The organism is Shewanella sp. 5S214, from assembly GCF_041439795.1.
Taxonomy (GTDB): domain Bacteria; phylum Pseudomonadota; class Gammaproteobacteria; order Enterobacterales; family Shewanellaceae; genus Shewanella; species Shewanella vesiculosa.
In genome coordinates this window covers 21,855-34,517 of sequence record NZ_JBGOOV010000021.1, presented here as the reverse complement: position 1 = coordinate 34,517, position 12,663 = coordinate 21,855, and the positions used below count along the sequence as shown (strand labels likewise).

General features: G+C 41.9%; 14 protein-coding genes. 9 read left to right on the top strand and 5 right to left on the bottom strand.

Annotated elements, in window-relative coordinates:
• Window positions 1-358 precede the first annotated feature (358 nt).
• Together glnA and ACED29_RS14310 are read left to right on the top strand one after the other, a co-directional pair.
• On the top strand, window positions 359-1,768 hold the full coding sequence (gene glnA, locus ACED29_RS14315; protein ID WP_124017444.1) for a glutamate--ammonia ligase: 1,410 nt from the start codon (window positions 359-361) through the stop codon (window positions 1,766-1,768).
• A gap of 211 nt (window positions 1,769-1,979) precedes the next feature.
• Complete coding sequence (locus ACED29_RS14310) at window positions 1,980-2,450, top strand: Lrp/AsnC family transcriptional regulator (protein WP_124017445.1); 471 nt, start codon at window positions 1,980-1,982, stop codon at window positions 2,448-2,450.
• A 114-nt stretch (window positions 2,451-2,564) separates the two neighbouring features.
• On the opposite strand, the gene ACED29_RS14305 is transcribed toward ACED29_RS14310, so the two are convergent.
• Both ACED29_RS14305 and ACED29_RS14300 read right to left on the bottom strand, forming a co-directional pair.
• A complete protein-coding gene (locus tag ACED29_RS14305; protein WP_371697928.1) occupies window positions 2,565-3,212 on the bottom strand; it encodes a DUF2959 domain-containing protein in 648 nt (215 codons plus the stop codon).
• Between the two features lie 58 nt (window positions 3,213-3,270).
• Window positions 3,271-3,495: a hypothetical protein gene (locus ACED29_RS14300; RefSeq protein WP_011635820.1), complete on the bottom strand. Its 225-nt coding sequence runs from the start codon at window positions 3,493-3,495 to the stop codon at window positions 3,271-3,273.
• 105 nt (window positions 3,496-3,600) lie between these two features.
• Here ACED29_RS14300 and ACED29_RS14295 point away from each other — a divergent pair, with 105 nt between their 5' ends.
• From ACED29_RS14295 to ACED29_RS14265, 7 genes are all read left to right on the top strand, one after another.
• A complete protein-coding gene (locus ACED29_RS14295) occupies window positions 3,601-4,578 on the top strand; it encodes a virulence factor BrkB family protein (protein ID WP_371697927.1) in 978 nt (325 codons plus the stop codon).
• 5 nt (window positions 4,579-4,583) lie between these two features.
• Window positions 4,584-5,567, top strand: a complete 984-nt coding sequence (locus ACED29_RS14290; protein ID WP_371697926.1) for an alpha/beta fold hydrolase — start codon at window positions 4,584-4,586, stop codon at window positions 5,565-5,567.
• 96 nt (window positions 5,568-5,663) lie between these two features.
• The gene (gene dtd, locus ACED29_RS14285) at window positions 5,664-6,101 is read left to right on the top strand and encodes a D-aminoacyl-tRNA deacylase (RefSeq protein ID WP_124017449.1); all 438 of its coding nucleotides are present in this window, start codon (window positions 5,664-5,666) and stop codon (window positions 6,099-6,101) included.
• A 46-nt stretch (window positions 6,102-6,147) separates the two neighbouring features.
• The gene (locus tag ACED29_RS14280) at window positions 6,148-6,642 is read left to right on the top strand and encodes a thioesterase domain-containing protein (RefSeq protein WP_124017450.1); all 495 of its coding nucleotides are present in this window, start codon (window positions 6,148-6,150) and stop codon (window positions 6,640-6,642) included.
• A 136-nt stretch (window positions 6,643-6,778) separates the two neighbouring features.
• Window positions 6,779-7,372, top strand: a complete 594-nt coding sequence (locus ACED29_RS14275) for an FMN-dependent NADH-azoreductase (protein ID WP_124017451.1) — start codon at window positions 6,779-6,781, stop codon at window positions 7,370-7,372.
• 587 nt (window positions 7,373-7,959) lie between these two features.
• Window positions 7,960-8,571 carry an SCO family protein gene (locus tag ACED29_RS14270; RefSeq protein ID WP_124017452.1) on the top strand — a complete coding sequence of 204 codons (612 nt, stop codon included), beginning with the start codon at window positions 7,960-7,962 and terminating at the stop codon, window positions 8,569-8,571.
• 8 nt (window positions 8,572-8,579) lie between these two features.
• On the top strand, window positions 8,580-10,082 hold the full coding sequence (locus tag ACED29_RS14265) for a methyl-accepting chemotaxis protein (protein WP_124017453.1): 1,503 nt from the start codon (window positions 8,580-8,582) through the stop codon (window positions 10,080-10,082).
• Between the two features lie 91 nt (window positions 10,083-10,173).
• Here the strand turns inward: ACED29_RS14265 and ACED29_RS14260 are convergent, their stop codons facing one another.
• Genes ACED29_RS14260 through ACED29_RS14250 form a run of 3 tightly spaced genes read right to left on the bottom strand, consistent with a single transcriptional unit; the run spans window position 10,174 to window position 12,649 of the window.
• Window positions 10,174-11,400 (bottom strand): beta-ketoacyl-ACP synthase, encoded by a 1,227-nt coding sequence (locus tag ACED29_RS14260; protein ID WP_371697925.1) that lies wholly within the window; start codon window positions 11,398-11,400, stop codon window positions 10,174-10,176.
• Entirely contained in the window at window positions 11,397-12,122 is a 726-nt protein-coding gene (locus ACED29_RS14255; RefSeq protein WP_124017455.1) for a 3-ketoacyl-ACP reductase FabG2, read from the bottom strand. The genes ACED29_RS14260 and ACED29_RS14255 overlap by 4 nt, the downstream gene beginning before the upstream one ends.
• Before the next feature lie 50 nt (window positions 12,123-12,172).
• Window positions 12,173-12,649, bottom strand: a complete 477-nt coding sequence (locus ACED29_RS14250) for a thioester dehydrase (protein WP_371697924.1) — start codon at window positions 12,647-12,649, stop codon at window positions 12,173-12,175.
• Window positions 12,650-12,663: the final 14 nt, after the last annotated feature.

The window sequence follows — 12,663 nt, the reverse complement described above, 5'->3', positions numbered from 1 at the left end:
ACACTTGTAAATCTATCGCTTGCTATGGATTAAAAAACAGCATAAAACGTTTATATATTAAGCATAACCATACTGTAATACAAAAATGTGACATTGTTTAAAATAGCCATATTTACAGGGTGCACTATTATGGACTTTTGCACCATGATGAAACATAGTGGTGCTCGAAGATGGTGCAGATTTATTTTTTTGAAGATTTGATAGAAGTCTCATATCAATAAAATCAATTAGTTAGCGAAGTGGCATGAATATCGCTTATTACAGACCATTATGCACAGATTCGTTTTCCAGATGCACCATCTGGCGAATACCAAGATTATATTAAGGGACAACCCTTTACCCTACCGGAGGCTTGAGAATGTCAGTTGAATCAGTTTTAAAACAACTTGTAGAGTTAGAAGTTAAGTTTGTAGACTTACGCTTTACCGACACTAAAGGTAAAGAGCAGCACGTTTCTATTCCTTCTCATCAAGTAAATGAAGAATTTTTTGAAGACGGTAAAATGTTTGATGGCTCTTCAATCGCAGGCTGGAAAGGCATTAATGAATCTGACATGGTACTCATGCCTGATCCTACAACGTTTGTACTTGATCCTTTTACTGAAGAAACAACCGCACTTATTCGTTGTGATATTTTAGAGCCTGGTACCATGACAGGTTATGATCGCGACCCACGTTCAATTGCAAAAAAAGCTGAGCAGTATCTAATTTCTACTGGTATCGCAGATACAGTATTGATTGGTCCAGAGCCTGAATTCTTCCTATTTGACGATGTCCGTTTTGGTACTGACATGTCAGGTTGTTTTGTTAAAATTGATGCTAAAGAAGCTTCATGGAACTCAGCTAAAAGCTATGAAGAAGGTAACACTGGTCACCGTCCAATGGTGAAAGGTGGTTACTTCCCAGTTGCGCCAGTTGACTCTTCACAAGACTTACGTTCAGCAATGTGTTTAGTGCTGGAAGAAATGGGTCAAGTGGTTGAAGCGCATCACCATGAAGTGGCAACAGCCGGTCAAAACGAAATCGCTACGCGTTTTAACACATTGACTAAAAAAGCGGACGAAATTCAAATTCTTAAGTATGTCGTTCATAATATGGCTCATGCTTATGGCAAGACGGCGACATTTATGCCAAAACCAATCGTTGGCGACAACGGTAGTGGTATGCACGTGCATCAATCTTTGTCTAAAGATGGCGTAAACTTATTTGCTGGTGATAAGTATGCTGGTTTGAGTGACCTTGCTCTTTATTACATTGGCGGCATCATTAAGCATGCTCGTGCATTGAATGCATTCACTAACCCAAGCACTAACTCTTACAAGCGTTTAGTGCCACATTTTGAAGCGCCAGTTATGCTTGCGTATTCTGCTCGTAACCGCAGTGCTTCAATTCGTATTCCAGTGGTACCAAGCCCTAAAGGTCGTCGTATCGAAGCGCGCTTCCCTGATCCACATGCAAACCCATATTTAGGTTTTGCAGCATTGCTAATGGCTGGTCTTGACGGTATTCAAAACAAGATCCACCCAGGCGAAGCGATGGATAAAGATCTATATGACTTACCTGCTGAAGAAGCGGCTGAAATTCCACAGGTTGCGACTTCATTAGAAAACGCACTAGAAAATTTACAAGCGGATCATGAGTTCTTAACTAAAGGCGGCGTGTTCAGCGAAGACTTTATTCAGTCTTATATTCAGCTTAAAACAGCAGAATCTGAGCGTGTAGCACGTACTACTCATCCACTTGAGTTTGAAATGTACTACAGCTTGTAACGACTCAATTGCTTCGGCAATAAATCAGTCAACAAAACCCGATAATCACTTATCGGGTTTTTTTATGTTAAAAAATAACAATATTGTCAGGCTTATTTTTTGTAGTGCGCAATTGTTTGATATTTTTGTGAATAACGTAAGTTTTTAGAGGATTTCACTCAAGAGTGTGATATTTATACCGTTAATCACTCACTCAAAAACGATGTGTTCAATGGATAAGAAAGACCTCAAGCTATTAGAAATACTGCAACGTCAGGGCCGAATGGCTGTTTCTGAATTAGCCGACAAGGTTAATATGTCAGATACTCCTTGTTTGCGACGAGTCAAAAAGCTTGAACAAGATAAGGTTATTTTAGGTTATGGTGCGCAAGTTGATCCGCTAAAGGTAGGCTTGAATGTGGTGGTTTATACATCGGTTCGTTTAACTGAGCATACTGATCAATCAACCGCATTATTTGAATCTACTATGGCGCAACTCCCACAAGTGATGGAGTGTGCAGTAGTGACTGGGGCGTATGATTATGTGCTCAAAATAGTTGCTAAAGACTTAGTTTCCTATGAGCACTTCATCAAGAAATCTCTTGGTAACCTCAAGTTTGTCGCGAGTATTGAAACCACTGTGGTACTAAAGCAAATTTTTAGCCGCACTGCGTTACCGGTAGATGAATCGCCGATCGATTGATCTACCCTTGAATATCAATCAGTTCAACAATCTCCAAAGCAGCTGTCAGAACATCATAGATGACGAATGTAGAGACAGTGCTTTTGGGTATTGAATTGATGTTTTTGCTAATGGCTAGCCTTGCTCCATTGACTCAATAAACTTATTTGATTCAGCGATTGATTTGTTCATGTCGTTAATCAGGCTGGATATGTCGGTTTGTAAATTGGCAAAATCGCCTTTAATGGCCCCAATCGCTTGCGCGTTTAGGTTATGTTTTAAATACAACATATTGTCTTTCATTGCCGTTAAAATGGGTGGCATTTTGGCTTCGGCACGACGCATGCTTTTGACCAGTGAGTTATATGAACGCTTGGTCTCATTGAGTTTGTTGGTGCTGTTGCGGCGTAAACTGGCTTTGCTAATTTCTTCGATTTCAGTTTGCCATTCGTCAAATAATGCATCAGCGACATCTTCGACTTTCTCGATGCGATTGCTGACTTCATCAGCTGCAGATTGAGCTGACTCATACTCATCTTTGGCTTTATTGTAGGCATCTTCTAAATCACCGCCATCAAATGCCAATAATGACTGCATTTCTGCCAACGCAGAGCTAAACTCCTTTTGAGCGTCTTGTTGCGACTCTTTAGCGCTTTGTACTCTATCAACCATAATGTCGCGCTTGTGATAGCCGACTTTTTCCATTGCACTGTAGTAGGCGCTTTGACAACCGCTCAACAGTAAACTGCTACTTAATAGTGCCAGTGATATCCATTTTTTCATCAATGTGTCTCTTTTATTGTGTGAGGCGAAAAAGACTTCGCTGAGGTTAATTATTTGATTAACTGCCTGATTTAAATTTTGCAGCGTCGATGATGCTCCACAAATGGAATAGACCACCAATGATTGCAGGGATCACCAGCACAAAAAAGAAATAGCAAACGGCAGTAATGCAGAAAAATAATAAAGCCGCTAAGATACGCCCTTGTAAAAGCTGCCCTAAACCCGGGAAAAACAAACTCGCGACAGCAGCGAGCACATTGCCCGCCGAACCTTGTTGTGACATCAATTTGCTCCATTATTCGATGGCTAATATGTTATAACATTGTACGAAGTTAGTGACTTAATACAAATGTTATCTCCACTAACGAGGTATTAAATAAGGATTATTATGCCCAAAAAGTTTAATTACAGCCCTATTGTGGCTTTTTTGAGTGGGATTTGGCAGTTTCTACTCCATCTCAAACAACGGCTGACAGAAGATCAAATTAATATCCGCGCAGGGCATTTAGCTTATGTGACCCTGCTGTCATTGGTGCCTATGATCGCCGTCACCATGTCGATGTTATCGGCTTTTCCGGTGTTTAAAGGCATTAGAGGTAACATTGAAGGGTTTATTTATAATAATTTTATCCCTGCTGCAGGTGATACGGTTCAAGTTTATATTAATGAGTTTGTTGCCAATGCATCTAAAGGCACCTTTGTCGGTATTATTGCGTTAGTGTTCGTTGCTATTATGCTGATTTCCGCTATTGATAAAGCGCTCAATAATATTTGGCGAATTACTGATAAACGCTCATATGTTGTTTCTTTTTCAATGTATTGGATGGTATTGACCCTAGGTCCCGTGCTTATTGGTGCTAGTTTGGTGGCAACCTCATATGTTGTGTCATTAGAGGTGGTAACTGGCAGTGAGTTGTCTGGATTAGTGCCGTGGATTGTTGAACGCCTGCCGTTACTGTTTTCTGCGGCCTCAATATTACTGTTGTACATGGTGGTACCGAATAAAAAAGTGCAGTTTTCACATGCCTTATTAGGGGCCATTGTTGCAGCAGTTTTGTTTGAAGCCGGTAAAAAAGGCTTTGCGTTTTATGTGACTCAATTTCCAAGTTACGAAGCGATATATGGGGCGCTGGCGGTTATTCCTATTTTATTTGTTTGGGTATATTTATCGTGGATTATTGTTTTGCTTGGTGCTGAAATTACCGCGGCTTTACCAGAATATTTAGAGGGCTTATCTGTCATTGCAGAAGATCTTAAAGCCGAAATATTTTCAGAGACTGAAAAGCAAAGCCTACACAATGTGCATGATCCTTTAGTAGTTGATAAGCCGTCTACTGGATCGGTTTCCTCAATTGATAAGTATTAATCTTGATGACTGAATTACCGCTATTTATTCAACAGCGATTTGTTGATGTGGGTAACAGTCATCAATTACATGTTGCTGAATATGGTTGCGAAAAGGGCCCCGCATTATTGTATTTACACGGCGGCCCGGGTGCAGGTTGTTGCCGGAGTGAGCTAAGCTTATTTGTTAGTACAGGGTTTCATATTTATTTTGTTGACCAACGCGGCGCGGGACGCTCGTTACCATCTGGGTGTCTATTGCACAACACAGTAATGGATTTGGTGGCTGATATTGAAACGCTAAGGTGCACCTTTGATGTTGAGCAATGGTATTTAGCCGGAGGTTCTTTTGGCGCGACATTGGCTTGGTTGTACAGTGGTTTGTATCCTAGCCGCGTGATCGCTCAAGTGTTATGGGGAATGTTTATTCCCTCTCAACTTGGCATAAATTGGTTATATGGACCTAATGGTGCAAGCCAGTTTTTTAACACTCAATATGCACGATTCATTGATGTTCTTGAGCCCAAGCTTACAACGGCTTTACCACAGGCCGATACACATAGTCCGGCCGTAGCTATTGATCACCTTATGAATGCTTACCAAGTTGTTCTCAATCATCATAATCCACAAGTAGTTGAAAATGCAGTGCAACACTGGCTTATGTGGGAATATGCATTAGCGCAGCCAAGTCAGTTTATGGGCGAGGTAGCCCAACCGTTAAGCTGCGCGAAAATAGGCCATCATTATGTGCAACAGCATTTTTTTGATGTGTATAGCCAATTTAAAACACTTGCAAGCGCTATTGAGGCCACAACAGTATTAATCCAAGGTGAATATGATTGGGTTTGTCCTCAACATATACTAACGGCGTTTATTGAAGAGTGTGGTCATCAATCTATAGATTATCAGCATGTTAGCGCGGGATATCATGCCTTAACGGATCAAGCCGTTTTTCAAGCCGTTACCCAAGCCATTTTACGTCTAGATAACGCGGCATCTAAGTTCAGCTAATAAACAGCTTCATTTAATAATAATTTGTTAATGTTGTTCTATTTAATATGATGTTATCCAAAAAGTGTCGCCAAATAGAATATTTTTAGGATGGTTATGATTGCATTAATTCAACGTGTTAAACGCGCATCAGTCTCGGTAGACGACGCAATAGTCGGCAAAATTGACCAAGGCTTGTTAGTGCTACTCGGTGTGGAGCGCGAAGATAATATTGATAAAATGGCTAAATTAGCCATGAAAGTCATTAACTATCGGGTGTTTAGTGATGAAAATGGCAAGATGAATCTAAATCTGGCTCAAGTTGGTGGCAAATTATTAGTGGTGTCACAATTTACCTTGGCAGCTGATACTGGTAAAGGTTTAAGACCGAGTTTTTCTTGTGCCGCAACACCCGAGCAAGCAGATAGTCTTTATCTGGCTTTTGTGGAGTATTGCCGTCAACAAGGGGTTATGACCGAGACCGGTCAATTTGGTGCAGATATGCAGGTCGAGTTGGTCAATGATGGCCCTGTAACCTTCAATCTGCAGGTATAGGACAGTTCTATTGTCATCATAGATCAACCATCGGAGGGATGCCGTTATGATTGATATGTCGTTCACTGAAGCACAATCAGATGCTAAGGTGACAGCCTTGCTCAAAACCTTGTGTGAAACTTGGCACAACACTATTCCTGTCAGTAAATTTATGGGGATTACTCCAGTATTATTCAATGGCGATAGCTTAAAGGTGACCGCACCAATTGAGCCCAACATTAACTTACATCACACCATGTTTGCTGGCAGCATTTATACTTTAATGACCCTAACTGGATGGGGAATGGTGTGGTTACAGCAGCAGTTGTCACAAGCTCATGGCGACATTGTCTTGGCTGATGCGAAAGTAAGGTATTTGAAGCCTGTTACTAAACAGCCTTATGCTAAAGTGATTTGGCCTTATACTGATTTAACTCCATTAACTCGAGGTCGACGCGTCAAGATGACTTTAGAGGTCGCCTTGTATTGCGATGAGATCATGTGCGCTACGTTCACCGGCCAGTTTGTGTCTTTGCCACAACAATCATCTAGTGTAGATTGAGTTAATATCTTTCTATTTTATCGAATGTTATTGCGAAATTAATGCACTTTTCTTCTTTTTTATAGACTAATATACTGGCTCAATTGGTCAGGCGTGTAGCCATATGACCTAACAAACATATGGGTGAGACTTAACAATGGCAAAAGTATTAATTTTAAAATCAAGCGTTCTAGGCAGTTATTCACAATCTTCAGCATTAGTTGATTATTTAAATCAACAATGGAGCAGCAAAGGTGCGCAAATTACTGTGCGTGATTTAGGCAGTGAACCAGTACCAATGTTAGATGGTGAAATTGCTTCTGGTCTTCGTGGTGGCGATGATTTGTCTGAGCGTCAATTAGCTGCATTAGCCCTATCGAACGAATTAGTGGCTGAAATTAAAGCTCATGACACTATTGTTATTGCTGCACCAATGTACAATTTTAGCATACCAACTACGTTAAAAAGTTGGATCGATTTCATTGCCCGTGCTGGCGTAACTTTTACTTATACCGATACCGGCCCAGTTGGCTTGATTGAAGGTAAGCGTGCCATTATAGTGACCACCCGCGGCGGGGCTCATAAAGGTGGCACCACAGATCACGTAGTGCCTTATTTAATCACAGTACTTGGTTTTATTGGGATTACTGATGTTGAAACCGTTTATGCTGAATCATTAAACATGGGTCCAGATGCTGCAGAAGCTGGCATAAGCCAAGCTAAAAAAGCGATTGACGCTATTACACTCTAAGTTAACCCGAGTTCAGGTTAAGTTAAGTCAATTTTCGAGTGAAGAGCACCTAAACCCATTGCGGGTTTAGGTGTTTTTTTATGCTAATTGTGTCTATTACCTTTGATAGGCGGTTGATCTATTTTTGGTTAAATTTTTTCGAGATTAAAGCGTGTTAAGCGAGGCGATTGCTGCCTGGCAATTTAAGCAAAATTCGCTCAACAATGAGTAAAATACTTTTAGTTGACCCTTTGGTAACCTTGTTGGCCATTTCTACAGCGTTATTGGCTTTTTTATATAGCGTAACGACACAACGAAACTAGATCACTCACGGTTTGAGCTATGGACCAATAGTTTGTTGCTAAAACAGCCTTCATAGCTCAACAGACTCTAGATTACTTCTGTTACTGAGCATTTGCCTTTGTGATACTTATACTACTATTAAAAAATTAATTTACTCATTGAATGAACCTAAAGCTCATTTTGAACCGTATTGTGGCGGCTATGGCACAAAATGTAATAGGCTCACTTATTAATGATGCCTGAGGGCGCTATGGGCAAATATAAAATAGTGACTATAATGATTTTATGCTGATTGATATGAACTTATGCATTTAAAAAGAGTAGCGATTGCAATAGTGCTGATTTTTATCACCTTAGGTCTTGTGCCTATATTGATGGTGGTTAGCCAATGGTCTGCCAATGAGCAGGCATATGGCATTAGTAGCAATGACAGCGAACAGCTGAGCTTTAGTTGGCAAGGCGTTGACAAGCACATTCATCACTTTCCTGCCTCTTCTGCAGGATACACTTATTTATTTATGGGTTTTTTATCGTGCTCTGAAATTTGCCCGATAAGGATCCAACAAATGATGCAATTGGAGCAACACATACAGCAGGATGCTTTGTTAACTGGAGCTGAGGTGCAATTTATGTTTGTGACGATTGACCCCAACAATGACACTCTGGCAGTTCGTAAAAGCATAATAGATGATATCTCACCGCGTTTTGTGAGTGCGTCATTGTCTGACGATGCTTTACAGCAACTGGATAGACGTTTATCTGAGAATATTAACCTTGAGCTCGCCAGCATTAATCATGTCGGCAAGTTGTTTTTATTGTCGCCTAATGGGGCGGTCAAGCGGATCTACACGTCCCAGCAGCTTTCAACTCAAAAAATGTTGCTTGAACTTAAGCAAATTATTTCCTCTGAAACTTAGGTATGTCTATGAGTGATAAATACACAATTGAACTGTTAAAAAAACACGATTCACACATATATCAAATTTTAATGTTGCAAGCACCATTACTGTTTATTAGCGGTTTCTTTGGCGCAAAAATGCTGACTTTCAGTACCTTTTCGGCAGTCGCGATTTTAGTCATAGTACAACTTAGCTATAGTCTGCTAAAGGGGACTGAGTTATTTGCCATTGTTGGTGCGGTGATCATGATGACCGTCTCGGCGTTGCTGATCCAAAGCCAAATGGGCATGATTGAAATGCATTTTCATATTTTTGCTTCTATGGGGGTGTTTTTAATTTACTTACGCTGGCAGCCTTTACTGGCCTCGCTTCTTACCGTTGCAGTACATCATATTGGCTTAACCTATATTCAGCTGCAAGGAGTGAGCTTGTTTGATACTCCAGTGATGATATTTGCCGGCGATTGCAACTGGACCATCATGTTGGTCCATGCATTATTTGCTGCAGCCGAAACCTTTATTCTTATTCGTATTGCCTTTTTTATGCGCACCGATGCCGTTGCCAATCAACGTATTGCCGGTGCCATAGAGCAGATATCGTCTAATAAAGATTTATCGATACGCTTATCTTCTGCTGACACACCAGCGGAGATATCCTTTAATTTAATGCTCGAAGAGTTGTCGCAGCTATTTAATGACTATCGCGATATTGCCGTCAAGATGGGCAGTACTTCAGATAATTTGATGAGCTTGAGCGAGCAAGCTCAGCAGGGGGTTCAACAGCAAAATGCTCAAGCTGGAATTATTGCCGAATCGACTCAACATGTGATCGATAGTTTTCAGCAAATGGCTCACGATAGCCAAGTTTCAGCAGATCAAGCAAGAGAGGGGGCAACCTCAAGTATTGGTGATCGTCAAAGTGCATTAAATATCATGAAAGACATGCAGGCGCTAGAAACCAATATGACTGAAGTGACCGAGTCGATGACTGATTTAACTCAAGATGTCACTTCGATCACCACTTTACTTCAGGCGATCCGCAGTATTTCAGATCAGACTAACTTACTGGCATTAAACGCAGCCATTGAAGCGGCGAGAGCGGGTGAGAGTGGCCGAGGTTTTGCGGTTGTGGCAGATGAAGTTCGTACTCTAGCAAAACGGACTAGTCAATCGACCGATAGCATTGAAAAAGTGCTCAGTCGTTTGAATGTCAGCATGTTAAAAACCGTTGAGTCAATGGATCAAGGTAGGCAGCGTACGAGCCAAAATGTACAGCATACAAATAATATTGCCCAAGGGTTAGATCAACGTTCTGGTCAGATTGGCCAAGTGGCGACTTTGAGTAACAATGTGGCTAATGGTACCCAAGAGCAAGCGGGTAGACTGACTCAAATTGGTGCGGAGATTTTAGATAATGCCAAAGCGGTAGTGCTGCTATCGGAACAGGTGCAAAAATTGGCCGGTGGAGCGGTAGAGATGAAACGAATCACCGAAGATTATCAAGCTAAAGCAGCTGCTTATAAAGTGTAATCCACAGTAAAACAGGCGAATGGATAACTTTCGCCTGTTTTATTATTTGCTTGTCGCAGACAGCAAGTTGGGCTTATACAGCTTGCTGCGATCAGCGCCAGCGTTTAAAGATTAATGAAGTATTAATGCCACCAAACGCAAAGTTGTTGCTCATAATATAATTGGTGTCTATGTAGCGTATCTCGTCTTTAATATAATCGAGTTGTGCGCACTCAGAGTCAATATCCGTGAGATTAAGCGTTGGCGCAAACCAACCCTCATTCATCATTTCGATACTGGTCCAGGCTTCCAATGAGCCACAAGCTCCTAGAGTATGGCCGGTATAACTTTTAAGTGATGAGATTGGCGTATTAGCGCCAAAGACCGCATAAGTTGCAGTCGTTTCGGCTACATCTCCCCGATCTGTCGCCGTACCATGAGCACTGATATAGCCAATTTCTTGTTCGGATAATTTGGCATCCGTTAAGGCTAAACGAATCGCCACTTCCATCGTTTTGGCATTGGGTTGGGTGACATGCTGGCCATCTGAGTTTGTGCCAAAACCAATTAACTCAGCATAAATTTTAACGCCACGCGCTTGAGCATGCTCAAGCTCCTCCAGTATTAGTGTACACGCACCTTCACCGATAACTAAACCGTCTCGTTGGCTGTCAAATGGGCGTGGTGTTAGCTCTGGTTGATCATTTTTGGTGCTGGTGGCAAATAAGGTATCAAATACTACCGCTTCAGTCGGGCAAAGTTCTTCAGCACCGCCGGCCAACATAATCGTTTGCATACCGTACTTAATCGCCTCGTAGGCGTAGCCTATGCCTTGGCTAGCTGATGTGCATGCACTACTGGTGGTATGAATTCGGCCCTGTAAGCCAAAAAATACCCCCACATTGACTGCCGTTGTGTGCGCCATCATACGGATATAGCTGGTGGCGGTTAAGCCAGACATTTCGCCGGTTTTTAACATCTCACCAAATCCAATAATGGGATCGGTGCTGCCAGTTGATGAACCATAAGCGACTCCAACTTTGCCAGAATTAAGAATAGGATCATCTAATAACCCTGCATCCTCTAACGCTAATTCACTGGCTCGAGTGGCCATTAGAGACACTCTACCCATGGAGCGAATTTTTTTGCGTGAATAGTGCTTAGGAGTAACAAACTCTGTGACTGGTGCCGCAAGACGAGTATTTAAGCCTGGGTATCTGTCCCATTCATCCATGCGAATGACACAATTATGTTTAGCTAATAGGCTCGCTTTAATTTGCTGCCAGTCTTGGCCTAATGCGGAAATGCCGCCAATTCCAGTCACGACCACACGCTTCATATCATGCCTCCATTAACTGAGATCACTTGACGAGTAATATAGGCGGCATCATCTGACATTAAAAAGTTAGTCAGGCCCGCTATTTCACTGGGTTTACCCATGCGTTTCATCGGCACTATTTGGTTAACCATTTCGGTTGGAATATCGCTGACCATATCGGTTTCAATTAACCCTGGGGCAATGCAATTAACAGTAATTTTGCGCTTTGCCAATTCAAGAGACAGCGCTTTAGTGGCTCCAATGATCCCCGCTTTTGAGGCGCTGTAATTGACTTGACCACGGTTGCCTGCAATGCCAGATACTGATGCGAGAGTGATAATGCGCCCACCTTTACGCGCTTGTACCATCGGCATCACCGTTGGGTGAATAACATTGTAGAAACCATCAAGATTGGTGTGGATCACGCTATCCCACTCCTCTTCGGTCATGGCAGGAAAGGCGGTGTCACGGTTGATGCCAGCATTCAGAATTACCCCGTAATAAGCACCATTTGCGTCAATGTCCGTTTCGATAGCAAGCTTAACTGCCTGGCGGTCAGCAATATCAAATTGCAATACGCTAACTTGAACACCAAGATCTAATAAGGTTTTTTGTACTTGCGCCACTGCGGCATGATTGCTGTGAAAGTGCAGCGCAATATCAAAGCCATTTTCGGCTAATTTTATCGCGATGGCTTTGCCTATTCCTCGGCTTGAACCGGTAACTAATACTCTGTTATTCAAAATGTCTCTCCGTGATTTATTCGAGGAACTCCAATAGGATGTAAAAAGGTTTATTGATCATGCTTAGCCGTGGCTTGGCTTTCATCAATATAAGCTTGGGTATCTTTGGGTTGGAACACATTGATATTGGCTTGTGCTATTAAGGTATCTTGATGATAAATATGGCAATCAAATACCGCTAATCCCGACTCTTCTTGGTACAGTCTAGTCACTTGAGTGCGATATGACTGGCCTAAGGTAAAAGTGTCTATATGCATTTGTAGCTTGCGGGTACCGAGTAAAAAACCGGCGAGGATAGCTTCGTTGTCTAGTCGTGCTTCGATGCCTGCTAATGCCGCCACGCTTTGAGCCATATACTCTATCGCAACATAATTAGGCACCCCATTGATTGTGCTATTAAAAAAAGCACTGCTAGGGCTAATATAGGTTTCTGTGGTTAGGCTATCTGGACGATGCTCTAACAGCTTATCGATTAAGATCATCGGCGCACGGTGCGGAATAAAATTGCTAACATCTTGCGCTAACATAGCAGCATCGGCTG

What these genes read in the sequence shown, in the direction of transcription:
- ACED29_RS14280 (WP_124017450.1), top strand. Translation starts at nt 6,148, where the DNA reads ATGATTGATATGTCGTTCACTGAAGCACAATCAGATGCTAAGGTGACA.
- dtd (WP_124017449.1), top strand. Translation starts at nt 5,664, where the DNA reads ATGATTGCATTAATTCAACGTGTTAAACGCGCATCAGTCTCGGTAGAC.
- ACED29_RS14290 (WP_371697926.1), top strand. Translation starts at nt 4,584, where the DNA reads ATGACTGAATTACCGCTATTTATTCAACAGCGATTTGTTGATGTGGGT.
- ACED29_RS14305 (WP_371697928.1), bottom strand. Translation starts at nt 3,212, where the DNA reads ATGAAAAAATGGATATCACTGGCACTATTAAGTAGCAGTTTACTGTTG.
- ACED29_RS14270 (WP_124017452.1), top strand. Translation starts at nt 7,960, where the DNA reads ATGCATTTAAAAAGAGTAGCGATTGCAATAGTGCTGATTTTTATCACC.
- ACED29_RS14260 (WP_371697925.1), bottom strand. Translation starts at nt 11,400, where the DNA reads ATGAAGCGTGTGGTCGTGACTGGAATTGGCGGCATTTCCGCATTAGGC.
- ACED29_RS14295 (WP_371697927.1), top strand. Translation starts at nt 3,601, where the DNA reads ATGCCCAAAAAGTTTAATTACAGCCCTATTGTGGCTTTTTTGAGTGGG.
- ACED29_RS14310 (WP_124017445.1), top strand. Translation starts at nt 1,980, where the DNA reads ATGGATAAGAAAGACCTCAAGCTATTAGAAATACTGCAACGTCAGGGC.
- glnA (WP_124017444.1), top strand. Translation starts at nt 359, where the DNA reads ATGTCAGTTGAATCAGTTTTAAAACAACTTGTAGAGTTAGAAGTTAAG.
- ACED29_RS14300 (WP_011635820.1), bottom strand. Translation starts at nt 3,495, where the DNA reads ATGTCACAACAAGGTTCGGCGGGCAATGTGCTCGCTGCTGTCGCGAGT.
- ACED29_RS14265 (WP_124017453.1), top strand. Translation starts at nt 8,580, where the DNA reads ATGAGTGATAAATACACAATTGAACTGTTAAAAAAACACGATTCACAC.
- ACED29_RS14250 (WP_371697924.1), bottom strand. Translation starts at nt 12,649, where the DNA reads ATGTTAGCGCAAGATGTTAGCAATTTTATTCCGCACCGTGCGCCGATG.
- ACED29_RS14275 (WP_124017451.1), top strand. Translation starts at nt 6,779, where the DNA reads ATGGCAAAAGTATTAATTTTAAAATCAAGCGTTCTAGGCAGTTATTCA.